We start from the raw sequence: 20099 nt of genomic DNA on the forward strand, positions 1-20099 counted from the left end.
TCTAGCATGGACATTGATTATCCAAAACTACTGATTGTTGAGGATGAAAAAAGAACGCGTTCAGGCCTAGTCATGGCCTTGGCTGAGGACTACGAAGTGTATGAGGCTTCGGATGTCCTTACTGCCATCAATATTTTGGAAAACGAGCCTATTGATATTGTTTTGGCAGATATACGGCTTGGGAAAGAGTCGGGGTTTGATATTCTGACAAAGGTGAAGGAACTTCCGGTCCCGCCCCTTTGTATCTTTATGACCGCTTATGGATCGGTGGAAAACGCCGTGGAAGCGATTAAAAAAGGGGCCTACGATTACATTACTAAGCCGGTGGATTTAGAAAAACTAGAAATAGTACTCAAAAGAGCCTACCGGTCAAGAAAGGTGGAAGTAGAGAACCTACAGTTAAAACGCCAGCTCAACTTGAAATATGGCCTGGAGAAAATGATCGGCTCCTCTCAGGTAATGAAGGAGGTATTCGAAAAGATTAAACAGGTGGCTTTAAGTAAGGCAACCGTGTTGATTGAAGGGGAAAGTGGAACCGGCAAAGAACTGGCCGCCCATGCGATCCATCAACTCAGTCCAAGAAGAAATTTCCCCTTTGTGGTCGTGCATTGTGCAGCACTCTCCCCACAGCTTTTGGAAAGTGAGCTGTTTGGCCATGAAAAGGGCGCTTTTACAGGAGCCATTGAAAGAAGGATTGGCCGGTTCGAAGAGGCCTGTCGAGGGACCATTTTTCTAGATGAAATTGGAGAAATTGATCTGCCCACGCAAGTCAAATTGCTTCGTGTCTTAGGCGAAAAATCGATCCAGAGGGTTGGAAGCAATAAAATCATTCCGGTAGACGTTAGAGTGATTGCGGCGACTAATCGGAACTTGGAAAAGATGGTAGAGGAAGGGAAATTCCGAGAAGACCTTTTCTTTCGGCTCAATGTGGTCCGTATTACGATGCCTCCATTAAGAGAAAGAAAAGAGGATATTCCTTTGCTGATTCAAGCCTTTCTTGAGGAATTTGCTCTAGAAAATGGGAAGAAAATCGATGGCTTGAGTCCAGAGGCTCAAAAGATCCTTTTGGAATATGATTGGCCAGGGAACGTTCGTGAGTTGAGAATGGCTATAGAACATGGCGTGGTACTCTGTCAGGGAAAAAAGATTTATCCAAAAGATCTGCCCGAAAGAGTAAGAGCTCTCAAAGCCACCACGACTAGTAGCTTCAGTACAGAAAATACCGACTGTTTTAATTTGAAAGAAGCTGAAAAACGACTCATTCTGGATGCTCTCAAATTCTGTCATGGTAAAAAGACACTAGCCGCAAAAAAACTTGGGATCAGTCGAAAAACCCTTCAAAGAAAAATGAAACAGTTCCAGCTCCTTGATATTGATTGCCATAATGCCTAAAGTCTCTTGGAGGACTTTTAGAAAAGATCTAAGAGCAGATGGAAAGAGGAAAAGAAGGCTAATGAAGCTCTAGCAGTATTGGCTTTCTAAATCATTACCGAACTTATCTGTTTCAAAGGGGAAAATAGCTCTACGTTTTTACTGCTTTTCCTTGAATCAATTGGTAAAAACTGACTTTATTGCTATTTCTTGCTCCTTTTTTTGGACTCTGTTGCCATGGAAAAAGTGTACGTGCTGGTTCTATCTTTTGTTTTCCTCCTTCTATTGGCCTATCCAACTATTGGAAAAGCTAGCGAAGAGGAGAATGCTTCTTCTATGGGTGAAAAAAAAGACACCACACAGCAAACAGAAGCACTGGCAGTCCCTCAGCTAGAAAAAATTCTTGAACAAGAAGGTATCGCCTTGCCTCCCCCAAAACCGGCTATCAAGCTGAGTGGTTATGTGGATGCAAGTTACGATTACAATTTTTTTAATGCCCCCGCTTTTGGTTCTCTGCCCTCCTTCGCTTCTCAAACGATAAATGGGAAACCCACCTTTAGGCCGGCCGTCCCTACAGCACCTTTGCGGTATGCTGACGATGGGATCCCAGGAGGAGGATTCAATCTGAATCAGCTCAAAGTGGTATTAGAAAGAGAACTATCAAAGGAAAATAAACTTGATGGTGCTTTTAGGTTTGATTTGATGCTTGGTCAGGATGCAGGTCTTGGGGTGCCGGATGCCGTGGAAGGTTTGGGGACCGCTAATTCCACGACTTTTGGCCTAAACATAGGCACGATCTTTGTCGAGCAAGCGTATGTGGCCTTCCAGATCCCTGCTGGAGAGAATCATCGGGTGGAAATCCATCTAGGCAAATTCGAAGCTCCCATAGGATTTGAAGTCCTGGAAAGGCCAGGGAACCTAAATTTTTCCTACGGCCTTTTTTTTAACAATGTCGAGCCCTTCGCCCTTGTCGGCAGCCAAATCTATTATGCAATAAATGCTTCCTGGAGAGTGAGAGGAGGACTAGTGGATGGGGGCTTTAATACTTCCCGTGGAGGGTTTCCCTATTTTGGATTTTTAGACAATATGGTGAACAGGCTGCCGACCTATTTAGTCACCTTCAACCTTGACTATGAGTCAACCAATAAAAAGCTATTAAACACTTTTGCGCTCCTTTACGGTTTTAATGGAACCAATCCTCCTGGGTTTGGCACCTCCCCTTCGGCCGCTCTTGATTATCCTGGGGCGTATGCCAACGGGGATATTATTCCTGGTCCGTATAACAATAACGGGACGTATATGGAACTTAACGATTATGGCTCCTGGATTCCCTCCTTTGTTCCTGGGGATAAGCTTATGTTCAGTTTTGAGTTGGTCGGCGGATTTTATAACCATGCCGTAGCACCTAGTGGCATCACGGCCCTTGGAGCCTCGCAACAACAACTCCTTGGGATATTCCCTCCCTTCCCTTTTTCTTTGGGTTACGATGGACCGACCAATTGGTTTGGTGTTGGACTATACCAGGTTTATAAGTTCAACAATTATTTTAGCCTGAATTTGAGAGAACAATACCTACAGGCAAGTTGGAATTCCTATCTGGAAGGGTTCGTATTCCCAGCGAACATTTGGGAAACGACACTGACGCTCCGGTTCGATCTAGCGGATAATCTTATGGTACGAATAGAAGGCAGGACCGATATTGGGAATAACGTGCTTGATTATTATCAACCAAATTTGCTGGTTAACCCAGCGCAGATCGGTTTGAAGGGAAATGGATTAGTCGGTTCTTCTTCTGGCCCCATCGTGTTTGGAGCCATTGAAGTCGTTTTTACTTATTAATCTTTTTTTTATTCTAACTTACCCCTTTTATTGTCTTTTTGTTGATGTCCGGAGTCAGATTGTTGAGTCCTCTTTAGTCTCTTATTTCTCTTATATATCAAGAATGGCATAAAAGCTGCTTTACGCTCAATAGCCAAAAAAGCTTTCTCTCAAACAAGAATAGGGGAAAGGAGGAGGGAGACTGAGAGAAAATCTTTATTGGCCAATAACACGGAAATAGGAGGCAACAGGTGTTTAGAAGAACGATTCGTCAGCTGGGATATGCATTGTTACTCTTTCTTGTCGTAGGTCTTTATCCAGCTTTCAGCCAGGATGAAGGATCCTCTTCAGCGCATCCTAAAAAGAAACATTCTAAAAAGGCGGCTCAAGGCGATGATGAGTCAAACGCTGTGGAAGAGAAGAACAAGCAGATTGAGGAGCTAACCAAGAAGCTAGAGGATCAGGGGATACCGGTGCAAGCGAACACCAAGGGGATCGTGCTGAGTGGGTATGTGGACGCCAGCTATACCTACAATTTTATCAACGCTCCGGCTTTCAACAGAGTGCCTGGTTTTGTTCCTCCGCCGGGTTATGTAGGGCCAACCAACACGGCTGGTTTTGCCCAAGGCTATCCGGCGATTCCTGGTAGAGAGCCTGTGGATGCGATTCCTGGGGGCGGCTTTAACATGAACGCCTTTAAGCTAGCCTTAGAGAAGCCGCTAACGGAAGAGAACCGGTGGCAGGCAGGCTTTAGGGCCGATCTTATCGTGGGGCAGGATGCGGTAGTAGGGGCACCGGATGCGATCACTGGCTTAGGAGTTCCTTCTAGTTCCTGGTATTCGTTTAACACCTCCAGCTTTTGGTTAGAGCAAGCGTATGTGATTTTTCGGGCGCCTATAGGCAATGGGTTGGACATAAAGATAGGGAAGTTTGTGGATCCGGCTGGCTACGAGGTAGTGGAGCGGCCAGTGAACCTGGATTTTACCTATGGGCTTTTGTTTGCGAATCTTTTGCCGACCACCCTTACAGGACTACAAGCGATTTACCGGTGGGATGACCAATGGACGAGCCGTTTTGGGATAGCCGATGGGGGCTTTAACGTGTCGAGGGGAGGGATGGAATATTTTGGCTATATCAATAACATGATCAACAATAGCGATGCCTATTTATTGTTTTTGAACAGCCAATGGGAGGCCAAAGGGAAGAATGCGACGCTGAGCGGCACTCTAATGTATGGGTTTAATGGGGTCAATCCGCCGGGCTTTGGCGCCTCTCCGATCAATGGGGTAGCGCAGCCCTATGGGATAGCGCAGGGGATCAGGGGAGAAGGCCCCTTCAACCAGAACAATGCGTTTTTTCTTGGGGATCTGTGGGGATCATGGGCTCCGAAGTTTGCCCGGGACAAGCTCTTGTTAGGCTTTGAATTTACAGGGGGTTTTTACAACAACAATGTGACGGTGGTGCCTGGAGCCATCAGCGGGCTGCCAGTCGATTTATCGAGTGGGCCTTCGAACTGGTATGGAGCTGCCGTCCACATGAAGTACCAAATTACGGACATAATCAGTATTGCCCAGCGTGCGGACTGGGTGGAGTCAGGATGGAATTCTATTCTTGCTGGACACAATGCCCCCACCGACATTTGGGCGTACACGGCAACGCTTGCGTTTGATCTGGCTGATAATTTCATGATCCGGCTGGAGTACAGGATGGATTGGGGCAGAGGGGTGATGGGCTACTACGGCTTTCCTTTCCAAAACCCAACGGGCAGTCCTACCGCCCTCCTAGGAACCTCCAATGGACCGGTCTACTTCGTAGGCTTGGAATTTGTCTATAGCTTCTAAGTAACCGTTAAAGAACAAAAAAGCTAGGCGAAGGAAAAAAACAATGAAGATCAGCAAAAGCGCGATTGGATTATGGCTATTATGCCTTTTTATAGGGAGTTTGCCGGTTAGTTTTGCAGGGGAAGTGGAAGGAGAAGGAGAAAGTGGGGAGCCTGCCACCTCTCAGAGTTTGGAGCTTAATGATTCGAAGGCTATTAGTTCTTCTAAAGAGGTTGAAAATCTAAAGAAAATTCTTGAAGAAGAAGGCATGGCTGCTGTCCAAGCGAATAATCCAGGGATTAAATTAAGTGGGTATGTGGAGGCTAGCTATACGTATAATTTTATAGCGGCTCCATCGTTCAGCCAAATCCCGACAGTATTTGCTAACCCAGCCATTTCAGGTCTCCATGGACCGGCTGCTGCTCATCCTTATGTTCCCGCCTATCCGGCTTTGCCTCTAAGATTTACAACGGATGGGATTCCTGGTGGAGCATTTAATTTTAACCAACTTAAGGTGGCCTTGGAAAAACCTCTTACGGATGAGAATAAGTGGCAAGCTGGATTTAGAGTGGATATGATCTTTGGGCAAGACGCAGCACTGGGTGAACCGGACGCGGTTATGGGTATTGGAAACACGTTCAATACTGGATCAGGATTTAATTCCAGTGGGATTTTCTTAGAGCAAGCCTATGTGCAGTTCAAAGCACCTATTGGGGATAAAAGCCTAGAAATCCATATCGGTCAGTTTGCTTCCCCTATAGGACTGGAGGTTATGGAAAGACCAGCAAACTTTAATTTTTCCTATGGTATTCTCTTCAATAACTTCGAACCATTCACGATGGTTGGCGGAGAGGTGTTCTATAAATTTAATGATAATTGGACAACCCGCTGGGGACTCACCAATGGGGGTTGGAATGTGTCACGCGCTGGCTATCCTTATTTTGGCTATACAAACAACATGATTAATAGCGGGGAAGGCATTGTGCTCTTTAATATGTGGGACTATGTCTCCAAGGACAAACTCTTTTTAAATACATTTGGCTATGCGTTTGCCCCCAATGGGGTTAATCCACCAGGCTTTGGAACAAGTCCTAATGGTAGTTATGTGGGGGCATATGACATTGGGGGAGACATCGTCCCAAGTGCTTACAATAACAACGGACTTTTCATGGAATTTAACGATTTTGGAACTTGGATCCCGAAGTTTGTTAAGGACCAAAAGCTTGAGTTTGCTTATGAGTTAGTCGGCGGCTTTTCGAACCGGATTGGTCCCTCCGGTATTGCACAACTTGGTGCCCCTACCCAAACCTCCCTCTCCATCTTTCCCCGAAATTACCCTCTTTACGGTTTTGATGGTTCCACAAGTTTTTTTGGCGTAGCCATTTATCAAATTTATAAATTCAATAAGGTCTTCAGTATGGCCTGGAGAGAACAATATGACCATGCCAACAGAAACCAGATTTTCACAAATATGCTTTTCCCCATGGATATCTATAGTGTTACGGTGGACTGGAGGTTTGACCTAGCGGATAATTTTATGATTCGAATAGAAAACCGGGCTGATTACGGAAAGGGGTTTATGAATTGGTATTATCCAGCGGCAGGAATAGCTCCCGCTGCCGTTGGATTAAATGGAAACGGACTGGCGCAGCCTTCCAGTGGGCCTTTTTGGTTCGTCGCTGTGGATGTCGTATATAGTTACTAAGACCGTTCTTGAGGCAAGTGCGCTCGTTCCTTGTTCGGATAGAAAAAAAGTTTTTTTTAAAAAAAGTTGAACGAAATAAAAATAGAAAGCGTTTAAACTAGCAAAGAAAAGAATTTTTGTTTCCTCCTCCTCTAGATATGGAAATTAAATAAGAAGGGTAGCCCGGTATGCTACCCTTCTTTTTTTTTTAAATCGAATGAAACGAAGAGAAAAAATTTTTTTTGAACAAATCTCAGAATTTCGTGGTATCAATATATAAATAACCTCTGAACGATCGTTTTCCTCCTCTGACGATTCCCGGCCGAGCGGCGCTAAAAACTAGCGCCGCTCTTCTTTTTTCTTCTTACAACATTTTCTTTTGCTAAAGCAACAGGTTTTTTGTAATGGAGTTGCTTTTTTTTCTTCGCTTGTTATAATACAAGTTTTTAACGAAAAAAGAGAGATTTGGGAAAGAAGCAATGGCGCTTTTAGTTCAAAAATATGGCGGGACGTCTGTTGGCAGCGTGGAGCGGATAAAGAACGTAGCGGGGCGAATTGCTGAGTTTTATAGGCAAGGGCATGATTTGATTGTAGTGGTCTCTGCGATGTCAGGAGTCACCGATCAGTTATTACAGTTAGCTTCTCAACTGCATCCGGAACCTTCGGAAAGGGAAATGGATGTTTTGCTCTCGACAGGAGAACAAACCACGATTGCCCTGCTTTCGATGGCTCTTCATGCTTTAAAAATCCCCGCTGTTTCGCTGACGGGAGCGCAGGCTGGAATTGTTACAGATGGAAAGCATACCAGAGCAAAGATCCTGAACATCAGCCCTAAACGAATCAAAGAACTACTCCAACAGAGAAACGTCGTGGTTGTTGCGGGTTTTCAAGGACAAAACGTGGAGGGGCATATTACTACACTGGGTAGAGGGGGATCTGATCTCACCGCCATAGCCCTTTCGGCTGTCTTTCATGCCGAATGCTGTCAGATCTATACGGATGTTGAAGGGGTGTATACGGCTGATCCAAGGATTGTGCCAACGGCTAGGAAAATAGATGAAATCAGTTACGATGAGCTTCTTGAGATGGCAGCATCGGGTTCTAAGGTGATGCAAGCCAGATCAGTAGAGTTCGCCAAAAAATTCAAAGTTCCGTTTGAGGTGCGCTCAAGTTTTACTGATGAACCAGGAACAATAGTGAAAGAAGAGATTAGTGCCATGGAAAAAGTTGTTGTTCGGGCTGTGAGTTTGGAGCCTAGTCAAGCAAAAGTGACCATTCTAGGGGTTCCTGATAAACCAGGTATTGCTGCTAAGGTCTTTTGCCGGCTTGCTGAGGCGGAGATTAATGTTGATATGATCGTTCAAAACATTTCCGATCATGGGCTAACAGATATTACCTTTACTGTTCACAAAAATTTTCTTAAGAAAGCATTAGTGGCACTGGAGCCAGTCGTTTCAGAAATCTCCGCAAGGGAAGTTCGGGCGACCGAAGGCATAGCAAAACTCTCCGTCGTTGGGATTGGGATGCGTTCGCATAGTGGAGTAGCCGCTAAGCTTTTTTCTTCCCTTGCCGAAGCGGGGATTAATGTACAGATGATTTCTACAAGCGAAATCAAAATTTCCATCATTATCGACGAAAAGGAAGGGAAAAGGGCCGCTCAACTTGTGCATGACGCCTTCCAACTGAATAATCCCCTCTAAAACTAGGCTTAGGAAGAAGGAATCATTTCAAGCAGCATTTGAGCCTGGTTAGCAAAGGGACTTCTAGCATTCTGAGAAAGGAATTTCTCGAGTAGTTCTTTTGCCGGGCCATACTCTTTTTTCTGGATCCGTATCTGCGCTAACCGTAAGATGGCAAGAGCTCGATAGGCTTCGGTATCTTTTTTTTCTAAAATCCTTTGGTAAAGAAGAACTGCTTGCTGGGTTTGCCCTTGGCTTTCCAAGCATTCGCCTGCTCCGAGCATAGCCCCCGCTTCCAGGGGATGCCCTGGAAAATGTTCAAGAAAGAATTGAAAGGTAGACAAGGCCTCGGAAATCGCACCTTTTTCATAGAGGTTACCCGCAATTTGTAAAATCCATACCGCAGCTTGTTTGTTGGAAAGATGGGCTTTGGCTATTTTTAGTTTCTCTTCATTAGTTTTGGCGGCCTGATAGCTAAGAATCACCTTCTCCCATTTGGCTTTGGAATGTTCCATAGCAAGCTTGTAGCCAAAAAGTCCTAAGGAAAGAAGAAGGAATAAGGAAACCGTTCCAATAAGGAACAAAGTGCCGGAGGGAGGTTTTCGGTTTGGAGAAGGGTTCATGGTAGGTTCTAATCCACTAAGATATGTTTAATAGAAACGAAGAAAAACCAAAAAAATAATTTTTATTTTTTCTAGAAAAAAAATAACTTCTTAAGACTGCACTCCATACAACCGCCGCTTTAGCTCAGAGGTAGAGCAACGCTTTCGTAAAGCGTGGGTCGTGGGTTCGAATCCCACAAGCGGCTCTCCTTCAAATTGGCGTTCATTCCATCTCTTTCTTTTTTATGTTTTTTTTGCTTTTTTATTTGATCATCAAATAAACCTAAAGACAACAATGCACTTAAGAAAAAAACGGAATGGTAAAAAGAATTGGCTCTATATTATTTTAGGTAGGGACCCGAAGAAAATAGAAAAAAATGCAATAATGGAGGCAAGAGTAGCATGTGCGGTCGCTTTTCCCTCAGAGCTTCTCAAAGGGTGATTCAGTCTGTCTTTAAGGTAGAAAAGGTTCCTGATTTTTCTCCTCGCTATAATATCGCTCCTTCTAGTCCTATTTTAGTCATCAGACAGGACGTAGAGAAAAGAGAAGCCCTTTTTATGCGCTGGGGACTCATCCCGCATTGGGCGAATGAAGCAAAGACCGATTGGAGTATGATTAATGCCAGAGCTGAAACGGTTCATTCTAAACCTACTTTTAGAGATAGTTTCCGTAAAAGACGGTGTTTGATCCCTGCAGATGGGTTTTATGAATGGCAAAAAGAAGAGAAGAATAAAAAAATCCCATGGTACGTTACCCTGCCTTCTGTGGAAGTCTTTGGGTTTGCCGGGCTGTGGGACCGGTGGGAAAAAGATGGCAAGCTCATCGAATCTACGACAATTATTGTGACTGAAGCTTGCCCAGAGCTGCGGAAAATTCATGAGCGGATGCCTGTGATAATTGATCCTCTCCATTATGACCTGTGGTTAGGAATAGAAAAGGATAGGAATTTGCAAGATTGTCTGGATCTGCTTAAGCCCTGGAATGGCAAAATCGCTTTCTGGAGAGTCAGCACAGCGGTAAATCGAGCTAACGTAGAAGGAGAAGAATTGATCAAAGAAATCCCCACTCCTCAATAAACAAAAATCTGCCGCGCTTATACTTATGGCACAAGGAGTAAGAATCAGGAAGTGATGATTCATGATAGCAATCCTTCTGGAGTGGTATCCTAAAGAAGGTTGTTTAGGTATGGGCTAATCAGTCTGACTATTGAGGAGATCCCATTAACTTGGATAGTAGGTAGTGGGACTGGTCTGGTTATGCTGGGGGAGCCATTGACCGTCTGCTTCAGAAAATGGTATAATCAACGCGGTTTGGGAAGAGGCAGGACTCCTTCTTCGTTCTTCTTTCTTGGCACAGCGTTAATAGCGCAAACTGTTAGTTTTGTTGGGAGAAGATTGAGGGGGCCGGCGACGTTGACTAGGCAATCTGATCCTTAAAAAGTCTGTGATAGTGTAAAGAATCCCATGAGCTATTACGTCAATACAAAAGGGGTTTATTTGGTAAGCGGTCTTTTTTCTAACTCAGCTATTATGCTGAATGCTGTAGGGGCTAGGCGCCAGATCATCAAGCTTAGAATACTTAGCCTTGCTTAGGTCAATTTGAGTGGCATGTCGACTTTTATGGCTGAGCAGAACCTCAATCGGGATCACTGTACTTATTCAAAGGCTGTTCCATGTCGAGGGGAATCTGCTAGTCATCCATGCGAGGAGGGAATTTGATTATTGATAAAGGGGAATCCCAACCATTTTGGCTTAAGCTAAAAGGTTTTGGGGATCTCGAGCTTTGAGTTTCCTGTAGAGGGTGTTTTTAAAGCTCTAGGCGATTTGATTATAAACGGCAGGATCGATAATGGGAATACTTTTGTTAGCAATTGGAAAAGGAAGAAAAGGCATAGAGAACATCCATACAAAATAAAATGGAAGGAAAAAGTTATTATTTTTTTTGGTTGACAGACAGAAAAGAAAATTAAATGACTCGAAAACGAGTATAGAAAAATTAAGAAATTATAGGAGGAAAACTAAAGTGAATAAAATATTCTTAAGAAAACTTTACAAAGCGATATTGCTTTTAGCTGCAGGACTATGGTTAAGTTTGGGACAGAAAGGTTGGGCGGGGATTCCTTTGCCAGGCACATTGCCTGGAAATGGACAAGTGGTAACAGGAACCGCATCATATTCACTTATTGGAACAAATGAGGCGAGTTTATCAGTCATAGGCCCTACAGCGATCTTGTGGGGTTCATCGGCACCAACTTTACACAATGTTACAGGAAGTGCGCCTGGGTTTAATATTGGTTCGAGTGCCACTTTGATTATAGTTGGAAATTCAGTGTTAAACGTGGATGTGACGGGGAATCCATCCTACATCATGGGGACCTTAAAGGCTTCTGCTACACCTGTATTTGTGGCTAATGGCAGTGGGATTATTGTCGGTCCGGGGGCAAGCATAACTGCCCCAGGAGGCATTGGGCTTTTGGGGTATGATCTTTCCAGTCAGGCTACTGGTTTTAATGGGACAGTGAGTGTGTTTTCAAATACTCCAGCAATGACTAGTTCTTCCGTCACGATTCAGTCTGGGGCAACTATAAGTACTACTCCGGGTGCTACTTATGCTTCTATTCTTGTGGCGGCGCCTCAGGTAAATATCGGGATTGCTCATCCTAACTCTATAACATACAGTAGACGTTTTGACGTACTTTCAGGATATGAATTTACTGGATATACCCCAGCTAATGGGAGTTACATTAAGAGCCCAACTGTGATTGATGGAAGTGCTGGGTCTATTACGATTACTGGGCCCAGTATTAGTCCTTTTATCTTTAAAAATAGTGACTATTTTGTGTCTTCTGGGAATATTACGACGAATGGGAATCTTGTACTTCCTGGTGGAGATTTTAAACCTGTACACAATACATACACAGAATGGGGATTGGGGAATAAGTCTGATGTAGCTTCGGGAGTGTTAACCAATAATGGGACACTTGCCTTTGCCTCTCCATTTGATGGTGGCCGACAAACTGGATCGCTCGTGAATAATGGGACTATTTTGGCCAATGGAGGTAATTTGTATATTTCTGTTGGCGGAAGCATTACCAACAATGGGACTATAGATGGTGGTGGCTTTAATGTGATCTTAAAGGCAGGAGTGCATGGAACTCCGATCGGTGGGGGCGGGGTAACTCCGATGGGGTATCTTATCGGGACGTATGTGATCGGAGGAGGGATTAACAACTCGGGAACGATCAGCGGGTTTAATGGTGTTACACTCGAGGCTGCTAATGTGAATCATTTGGGGCCTTATCCTTTGGGGGGCATTTCGAATACTGGAACGATTAATATTACTAATCCTAGTGGATCAACTAGTAAATCTACTTTGACTATTGATTCTGCTACTGGTTCGGTGTTTTTGTTTGGGTCTGTTCATGCAGCTGATCCTAATGGGCTGGCGAAAGCTTCCTTTACTACAAACAGGAGTGGTAATTTCGTCATGGATATGGATGCTGATGTGACGGCAGCTAAGGCTACATTTCATGTGGATAATCTAACGGGTTCTGGGGTGTTGACGGCCAGTACAGTTACTTTAGATGTAACAGGGAATGTGCGGAATGTGGTTAGTCAAACCAATCCGCTTCTTAATGGGTTTACCATAGCTAATGGGCCATCTGGTTCTACCAATATTACTATTGATGCCGATGGGATTAGGCCGCAGATTCTTAACCTGCATGTGAATGGGAATGCGGTGATTAATTCAGGGGATACCAGTACGTTTGTTAATAAGATAACTATCCCTACCACTGGTTTAACCACTCCGGTGGCTAATTCGGGAGGGAATCTGTTAGTCAATGCTACTGGCAATCTGACGGTAACTGGTAGCAGTCTGAGTGATTTTGCTTTGAGCACGGATATCTTAGGATTGTCTAACGCATTTGTGTTTCCGGGAGGGGTAGCGTTGAAGGCGGGGGGAATCATGACAGTGAATACTTCGATTGACAATGGGTATACGGTGCATGCTGGGCCAAACTTCCAGGGGGTGTTTTTATCAGCTCCACAGATATTTGTAAGTGGGCCCTTTGTGACCAATGGCAATACGATTGTGCATGCTACTGGGCCAATCATCGCTTCGGTGTATGTGACGGCACCTGCTTCGACCTTTACGCCTAATGTTTACACAGCCGTGTTAAGTACGCAAAACGGGCCGGTAGTCAGCCCATTCCCTTGGCAATAATTGGTTAAGGGTTAGGCACTTAGGTTCTTAAAAAGAGAAAAAGGGAAGCTTTTTTTTATGAGCTTCCCTTTTTTTGTTTTAAGGGAAGTAAAGGGTTAGAAAAAAATTTGAGTAAGGTGGTAACATTTTAGCTGATAGACAAGAAGTACAAACAAGAAAAACGAGGAGAGATAATGAGATTACGTTCATTTAGAAAATTAAAGCGTTTTTGTTTTATTCTTAAAAAACCAATTTATAATCCATTAAATAGAATATATTAATGAATTTATTATATTTTTTACTTGTACTTATTATTTTTATTCTTTTAAAGAAAGAAATAGAAAAGAATCGGATCAGGGGACAACTATAAAAAATACGAACCGGCCGCTTAAAAGTTCCATTTACTTTTTAATTGCCTGTGGCCTAATTTTTACAAGGCTTTCTTCTTCTTTTGCTCTTTCAGGATTTGGTCAGCTTCCTTGTCATGGCGTGGTAGCCAATGGTGTAAGTGGAGTGAGTTCTAAGCATGACAACTCCTAATCAGGCAACCCTGAGGGTATCTAGTCTATCGGCGATCCTCTGATAAAGTTCAAAAGGCAGTTTAAATGTGACTGGTTTTGGGTTTGGATTTAACGTGGGATCCTAAGGTAGAAAAGGTTTCCGATCTTTCTCCTCGCTCCAATATTGATTCTTCTAGTCCTATTTTAGTCATCAGACAGGGCAAAGAGAAACTGCTTAATCCCGGCAGATAGTTTTTATGAATGGCAAAAAGAAGAGAAGAATAGAAAAATCCCCTGGTACATTACCCGCCTTCTGTGGAAGTCTTTGGGTTTGCTGGGCTGTGGGACCGGTGGGAACAAGATAGCAGGATAATCGAATCTACGACAATTATTGTGACTGAAGCTTGCATAGCGTTGCAGGCAATTCATGGGCGGATGCCTGTGATAATTGATCCTCTCCATTATGACCTGTGGTTAGGCATAGAAAAGGATAGGAATCTGCAAGATTATCTTGATCTGCTTAAGCCCTGGAATGGCAAAATCGCTTTTTGGAGAGTCAGATGTGCGGTCAATCGAGAGGACGTAGAAGAAGAATTGATCGAAGAAATCCCCACTCCTCGCTAAACAATGAGGTGCCGCTCCCATACTAGGGAAAAAAAATTTTTCCATCCATCAATACTACAAGGTGCTAATGGAAAGCCTTCCCTTCTTTTCATTAACAATCAAAAGCGCCTAGCATCCTAGGCTTAGGTCCCTCTAACCAACTAACGGAGGAAAAGGATCCCTTGGTCAAACGCTATCTATTGCTCCAGATAGTTTGTAGAAGAATAAACACCATAGGTGCATGAGCAGAAATACGAAGACTAGCATTACCCTTCCCAAGTTCCTTGATCTTTTTCACTCTTTCTAAAGCGAAGGTTGCTTGGGCTCTTGCCTCAAGCTTTCAGCCTCGCTCATCGCCGTATCGTTTACTTCGTCTAGTGCAGGCATCAGGAATAGGGCAAGATTCTTGGGCCCATGCAGGCCAGCGTCATGCCGTTTTCAGGGAGCCAAAGAATCGTATGGTATAATAGTGCCTTTACTGATAATCTTTTAGTTGTGTTTTTTTTCTGGAGAACCGCCTCTTCTCTTTCCCTCAAATTTGTTGGGGAAGTCGTTATCCTTTTATTCTTGATTGATCCTGGAAAATATAGAAGAATTAAAAATGCTTGATATTCTATATTACGATGATCTATGGAGAAAGGGTTATAGACTTCCCTATCCATGGAAAAAAATTGGCAATCATGGGCTAAGACGCATCTTTTTTCAATAGCTTTTTATTCATAAGTAAAAACTAAAATAGATTAGTTTTACTCAACCCTTTTCTGTTAAAGAGTCAGTCTTTTCCTATAGAACCCTATCCTTACTAACCATAAATCCAGAAAATGCCACAAACGGTAATTGTCATTGGGATGCATCGTTCAGGCAGCAGTGCGCTAATGCGGGCGTTGAACTATTTGGGGGTGGAATTAGGCGAAGAGCTGCTTGAGGCCAGGCCGGATAATCCAAGGGGTTTTTGGGAAGACAAGGAACTCCTTGAGATAAACGAGTTATTGCTGAAGGCCTGCGGGCTGCGCTGGGATAGTTGTCAGTATCCCAAGGTAGATGTCTCCCAACCGGAGGTAAGTCGGCTCTGGGAGAGGGCTATAGAGCGTTTCAGAGGGAAGTTGAGCCGTGGGGAAAATTTTGGGATGAAAGATCCTAGGATGATTCGGCTTTTGGAATTTTGGCATGGTGTCTTTCGGGAACTAGGGGTGAGACCTTGTTATGTACTTTCTCTGCGGGATCCTTTATCGGTAGCGGAATCGCTGTTCAGGAGGAATGGGTTTTCGCAGGCAAAATCGTTTTGTTTATGGCTGTCCCATTATCTTTTGCCATGGGAGGAGTATGCCCCGTTTTTGAAAGTCGTGGTTAGTTATGACCAGTTGGTGAATCGACCGGGGGAGGAGTTAGAACGGGTAGCTCGAAGGTTGGGCTTAAGGATGGAGCCTGGGGTGGTGGAGAGGATGAAGCAAGAATTTTTAGATCCGGCTCTGAGGCATGCTTCTTATTCTGAAGAGCAGCTGAGGGAGCAGCTGGGTGGATTTAGTTTTTTGTATACGGTCTGGGAAGCTTTTGAGGGCTTGGCGTATGGAGGGCAGGAGGAGGAAGCCAAGGAAAAGATTGGGAAGCTTTCAGGAGGGAGTGTTTCTTTGAATGAACTCTTTGGTTTTGTGGATCAATACGAAAAGCTCCTAGATGGGATAACTAGGGAGAAAAATGATTTAGAAACACATCTCAGTCAGCTCTATACCCAACAAACCCACATACAACAAGTAGTTGATGCGATGTCAGAATATATCGCAAAACAGGCGACAAAGCTATATCCCAAGCAGTTGGAAGAACAAAAACAGCTGATTTTTTTTGGATCGAAAAAGAAACCGCAACCACAAAATCCAATTGTGGATCAGGCACGATTTATTCTTGAACAAGGGATTTTTGATTTTGGTTATTACTGGAGCATTTATCCTGATGTGCGTAAAGACAGGAATGATCCCCTCCTTCATTTTCTCCAGTATGGGTGGAAGGAAAGGCGCAATCCACATCCGTTGTTTGATACCGATTATTATTTGAAGGAGAATGAGCAGTTGGAGCAGGAAGGGATCAATCCGTTGGTACATTTTTTAGAGCGGGGATGGCGAGAGAAGAGGAATCCGCATCCGCTGTTTGATCTCGGCTATTATTTAGGACAATGTCCGCAGCTAGAAGCGGAGGGGATAAATCCTTTGGTGTATTATCTTAAAGGAGGATGGGAAGGAGGAAAGAGTCCGCACGCACTTTTTGATTCAAGTTATTATTTGGAGCAGAATCCCGAAGTAGGGCAGGAAGGGATCAATCCATTGGTACATTTTTTAGAGCGGGGGTGGCGGGAGAAGAGGAATCCGCATCCGCTGTTTGATCTCGGCTATTATTTAGAGCAGTGTCCGCAACTAGAAGTGGAGGGGGTAAATCCTTTAGTGCATTTTGTGAAGATAGGGTGGAAGGAAAGGCGCAATCCACATCCGTTGTTTGATACCGATTATTATTTGAGGGAGAATGGACAGTTGGAGCAGGAAGGGATCAATCCGTTGGTACATTTTTTAGAGCGGGGATGGCGAGAGAAGAAGAATCCGCATTTGTTTTTTGATCTGAGCTATTATTTAGGGCAATGTCCGCAACTAGAAGTGGAGGGGGTAAATCCTTTAGTGCATTTTGTGAAGATAGGGTGGAAGGAAAGGCGCAATCCACATCCGTTGTTTGATACCGATTATTATTTGAGGGAGAATGGACAGTTGGAGCAGGAAGGGATCAATCCGTTGGTACATTTTTTAGAGCGGGGATGGCGAGAGAAGAAGAATCCGCATTTGTTTTTTGATCTGAGCTATTATTTAGGGCAATGTCCGCAACTAGAAGTGGAGGGGGTAAATCCTTTAGTGCATTTTGTGAAGATAGGGTGGAAGGAAAGGCGCAATCCCCATCCATCGTTTGATGTTCAGTTGTATGAGGAAGCACATCCAGGAGCAGTAAGGACAAATGCTTTTCTTCATTATCTAGTTAATAAGCCAGAGGACTGGCAGAGGTATTGGGTGAGGGAAGAGTTTGGAAAGAAGATCTCTGAATTAACAGGAAGTTGGAAAAATAAAAAAAAGGGTTCACTGATTTTGTTCATCGATCATGTTTTGGGAGGCGGAGCGAATTTTTATCGTCAACAATGGATCCAGCAGTTAGAAAAAGAAAATCAGTTAATTTTTCTTTTCTATTATAATTTTTTTAAAAAAGGCTATTATGTACAGATTTTAGGTTGGGAAAATCAGCTCTTATTAAGCTGCAGCTGCCCAGATTCATTTTTTCTTCATATAGAAGCACTATGTGAGATTTTTGATCGTCTAGAAATTATTCCTAATGCATTGGTTTCATTCCCTGATCCTTTATCTATCCTTGAGTGGTGTTTACAGTTAAAAAAACAGAAGGCAGTCAAGATTATCGTTCCTATTCATGATTACTTCTGTGTATGTCCTTCTTACAATCTTTTGAACGAGAAAGACCAGTTCTGTGGCATTCCGGCAATTGAAGAATGCAGGCGTTGTCTTGTGGCTATTGATAAAGATGAAACTTATCCTAAAACTCTGAATATCGATTTATGGAGAAGAAAGTGGCAGGATTTTTTGGAACATGCTGATGAAATTCTCTGTTTTTCTGAATCCTCGCTTTCTCTGCTATTGAAAGCCTATCCAACTTTAGAGAAAAGCCAGATTGTTCTCAAACCCCATGCGATTGGTTCATTTCGCAAAGCAAAGCTAAGGGCTCCTCAGCCAAATGAGGAAGTGATTGTGGGCATTGTAGGACACATCGATACAAAGGCTAAAGGTAAGGTACTGATTAGAGAGATGACTCAAGCGATTCAGCTTGAAAAATGGCCGATCAAGCTAGTGGTTATAGGAACGGTGGGGGATCAGGAACTAGAAAAAAAACTGCATGTGTATGGCCCGTATAGAAAAGAAGAATTAGTTTCTTTGATTGAATCTTCGATGGTCAATCTTTGTTTTTTACCTTCGATTTGGCCGGAAACTTTTTCGTATGTTACTGAAGAGTTGATGGCAATAGGAGCTCCTTTGGCCGTATTCGATCTAGGGGCGCAGGCTGAAAAAGTCAGGCGGTATAAATTAGGTCATGTCATTTCTCACATTGATCCTCGGATTGCCTGTAAGGAACTTTGTGAGTTTGCTTTACGGTTAGCGGAGTTAAAAGAATTTAAGCAGGAATAGGAAAGAGTAAAGAATGCTTATTGCTATTGCCCTGCCAATCTAGTTATAAATAAACATAGCAAAACTCTATTCGCCGAATAAGTGTGGTGTGCTGATCGGTCGGAGCGTCACCAGGCAGTAGCAAAAGGCGTCAGCAAGGGGAGAAGCTTGCCAAATGGATTCCGACAAACCAGCGGCATTTCTCCCACGAGCCCTATCTGCGGGGGATCGGCCAAAAGACGACGAAAGCGCCGCACAAGCACGCGGCCAGAGTCCCAAGCGCCGGGCAAAAGAGGGATTTGAAGGCTCAGCGGAAAGCGCTGGCAAGGTTTTGTCTGTCCAATACAAAACGGCGGACGAACGGCTGAGGGCTTGAAAGCAGCGGATTAAACTACAAGAGAAAAATTTTCCTACGTCTGATGGAGCTGGAGGAACGGGGAGGAATCACCGAGATTGTGGAGGAAGGCTACTCGAGCCCAAGCGGATTGCAGCCAAGAATGTGGAAGCTAGCCCTCAAAGAGGGCTAGGAAGCGATCGAACAGTGGGTGTTAGCCTCCTCTGCGATGATCAACCCAAAGATACAGCGGCGCCTGAGATGGGCAGAAGAAGCAAAGCGGATTGCTTTCTGGATATTTTACTCTCTGTAGCAGTTTGTTTCTGTGTTAGAAAAAAGAGAGAGCCTCCCGCTTCTAAAATTCACATGACAAAAGCAAGGCAAGCTACCATCCTTTTCAAGCGGCGAAAGGAATTGCAAGGTGCAATCGGATAGCCGCCAAGAGTGAGGCTGCGTCAGTCGATTGGATGCGAGCAATGAAGGTAGCAGACTTTTGAAGAGAAACGGAGGGCAGTATATCGCTCCCATGAGTCTTAAAAGTGGCAAAAAGATTGTCGTTGCTTTGTCTGCAAACTTAAAGATTCGGGACATGATTTGGCTTGTTTGAAAGGAAAAGGAGACGGTCATTCCCTACGCAGCACCAATACACATTCCAGAGAGATGATATGGGGAAGCGGTCGGGATAGAGGCTAGACATTCTGAAGTTTTCATAGATGATTACAGAAAGAAATAGGGAAGAGGGTTTGGGGAGTCAACCAAAACACATCCGCAAGCACAACCTGGGTGATATAAAGAAGGCGGCCTCGTGTGTGCAAGGAGCAAGCGAAAATAAAGCGGCAAATTCATACAAGCCTAAGCCCTCTTCTTCCATTACGCAGAGCTTCAGTAGATCATTCTTAAGGATCGACATATATATGGGAACGCTCCAAGTAAAGAGCTGTCCAAGGGCATCCTACCAATGCGCAGTTGCGTGCTTCAAGAGCGAATCGAATTTCTTTCGCCTGCGGGAGGTTCCCATCTAGAGAAAGTCAATCCACCTATAGCTTCTCTGCTTTGTCCGAGATGTGAGTAGGGCCTCCAAAGAATCGCATGGAGGACAAGTTTGTATGCCGGCATGGCGGGTATTCGAGCTATGGAGATAGATTTGGCGTATACAACCACAAAAAAGGATCGGGGATGGGGAGATTCTTCTGTGGATGCTACAGAACTGGCTGAATGCAATGCTTTTGGAGAGGAGTATCTCTAATAGCGGGTTACCGCGCGATTGGAATCCCGATGCAGGGGA

11 protein-coding genes, 1 tRNA gene and 1 pseudogene are annotated in these 20099 nt (G+C 44.0%); 12 read left to right on the forward strand and 1 reads right to left on the reverse strand.

The genetic code is table 11. The features are described 5' to 3' along the window. Positions 1-6: 6 nt before the first annotated feature. From QOL44_RS01225 to QOL44_RS01245, 5 genes are all read left to right on the forward strand, one after another. Positions 7-1392 carry a sigma-54-dependent transcriptional regulator gene (locus QOL44_RS01225; RefSeq protein WP_009061499.1) on the forward strand — a complete coding sequence of 462 codons (1386 nt, stop codon included), beginning with the start codon at positions 7-9 and terminating at the stop codon, positions 1390-1392. A 216-nt stretch (positions 1393-1608) separates the two neighbouring features. After that, positions 1609-3210: an outer membrane beta-barrel protein gene (locus QOL44_RS01230; protein WP_009061497.1), complete on the forward strand. Its 1602-nt coding sequence runs from the start codon at positions 1609-1611 to the stop codon at positions 3208-3210. 230 nt (positions 3211-3440) lie between these two features. Further along, entirely contained in the window at positions 3441-5030 is a 1590-nt protein-coding gene (locus QOL44_RS01235) for an outer membrane beta-barrel protein (protein ID WP_009061495.1), read from the forward strand. 43 nt (positions 5031-5073) lie between these two features. After that, the gene (locus tag QOL44_RS01240) at positions 5074-6714 is read left to right on the forward strand and encodes an outer membrane beta-barrel protein (protein WP_009061487.1); all 1641 of its coding nucleotides are present in this window, start codon (positions 5074-5076) and stop codon (positions 6712-6714) included. A gap of 458 nt (positions 6715-7172) precedes the next feature. Continuing rightward, a complete protein-coding gene (locus QOL44_RS01245; protein WP_009061485.1) occupies positions 7173-8393 on the forward strand; it encodes an aspartate kinase in 1221 nt (406 codons plus the stop codon). An 8-nt stretch (positions 8394-8401) separates the two neighbouring features. On the opposite strand, the gene QOL44_RS01250 is transcribed toward QOL44_RS01245, so the two are convergent. Then, complete coding sequence (locus QOL44_RS01250) at positions 8402-8995, reverse strand: tetratricopeptide repeat protein (RefSeq protein ID WP_009061484.1); 594 nt, start codon at positions 8993-8995, stop codon at positions 8402-8404. A 113-nt stretch (positions 8996-9108) separates the two neighbouring features. Here QOL44_RS01250 and QOL44_RS01255 point away from each other — a divergent pair. The 7 genes and pseudogenes from QOL44_RS01255 to QOL44_RS01285 all read left to right on the forward strand — a co-directional run bounded on the left by QOL44_RS01255 (position 9109) and on the right by QOL44_RS01285 (position 20060). Then, positions 9109-9180 (forward strand) — tRNA-Thr (locus QOL44_RS01255). A gap of 196 nt (positions 9181-9376) precedes the next feature. Further along, on the forward strand, positions 9377-10051 hold the full coding sequence (locus QOL44_RS01260; protein WP_009061482.1) for an SOS response-associated peptidase: 675 nt from the start codon (positions 9377-9379) through the stop codon (positions 10049-10051). 946 nt (positions 10052-10997) lie between these two features. After that, entirely contained in the window at positions 10998-13199 is a 2202-nt protein-coding gene (locus QOL44_RS01265; RefSeq protein ID WP_009061479.1) for a beta strand repeat-containing protein, read from the forward strand. Positions 13200-13916: 717 nt separating this feature from the next. After that, positions 13917-14302, forward strand: a pseudogene (locus tag QOL44_RS01270) (SOS response-associated peptidase family protein). 408 nt (positions 14303-14710) lie between these two features. Continuing rightward, positions 14711-14890: a GYF domain-containing protein gene (locus QOL44_RS01275; protein WP_134373207.1), complete on the forward strand. Its 180-nt coding sequence runs from the start codon at positions 14711-14713 to the stop codon at positions 14888-14890. A gap of 212 nt (positions 14891-15102) precedes the next feature. Beyond that, complete coding sequence (locus QOL44_RS01280; protein WP_052671923.1) at positions 15103-18501, forward strand: sulfotransferase; 3399 nt, start codon at positions 15103-15105, stop codon at positions 18499-18501. A gap of 1427 nt (positions 18502-19928) precedes the next feature. Continuing rightward, the gene (locus QOL44_RS01285; protein WP_009059613.1) at positions 19929-20060 is read left to right on the forward strand and encodes a hypothetical protein; all 132 of its coding nucleotides are present in this window, start codon (positions 19929-19931) and stop codon (positions 20058-20060) included. Positions 20061-20099 lie beyond the last annotated feature (39 nt).

This window comes from Candidatus Methylacidiphilum fumarolicum (assembly GCF_949774925.1).
GTDB lineage: Bacteria > Verrucomicrobiota > Verrucomicrobiia > Methylacidiphilales > Methylacidiphilaceae > Methylacidiphilum > Methylacidiphilum fumarolicum.

Coding starts and splice junctions, on each gene's coding strand:
- QOL44_RS01240 (WP_009061487.1), top strand. CDS start 5,074: ATGAAGATCAGCAAAAGCGCGATTGGATTATGGCTATTATGCCTTTTT.
- QOL44_RS01285 (WP_009059613.1), top strand. CDS start 19,929: ATGGCGGGTATTCGAGCTATGGAGATAGATTTGGCGTATACAACCACA.
- QOL44_RS01230 (WP_009061497.1), top strand. CDS start 1,609: ATGGAAAAAGTGTACGTGCTGGTTCTATCTTTTGTTTTCCTCCTTCTA.
- QOL44_RS01245 (WP_009061485.1), top strand. CDS start 7,173: ATGGCGCTTTTAGTTCAAAAATATGGCGGGACGTCTGTTGGCAGCGTG.
- QOL44_RS01275 (WP_134373207.1), top strand. CDS start 14,711: ATGCCGTTTTCAGGGAGCCAAAGAATCGTATGGTATAATAGTGCCTTT.
- QOL44_RS01250 (WP_009061484.1), bottom strand. CDS start 8,995: ATGAACCCTTCTCCAAACCGAAAACCTCCCTCCGGCACTTTGTTCCTT.
- QOL44_RS01280 (WP_052671923.1), top strand. CDS start 15,103: ATGCCACAAACGGTAATTGTCATTGGGATGCATCGTTCAGGCAGCAGT.
- QOL44_RS01260 (WP_009061482.1), top strand. CDS start 9,377: ATGTGCGGTCGCTTTTCCCTCAGAGCTTCTCAAAGGGTGATTCAGTCT.
- QOL44_RS01225 (WP_009061499.1), top strand. CDS start 7: ATGGACATTGATTATCCAAAACTACTGATTGTTGAGGATGAAAAAAGA.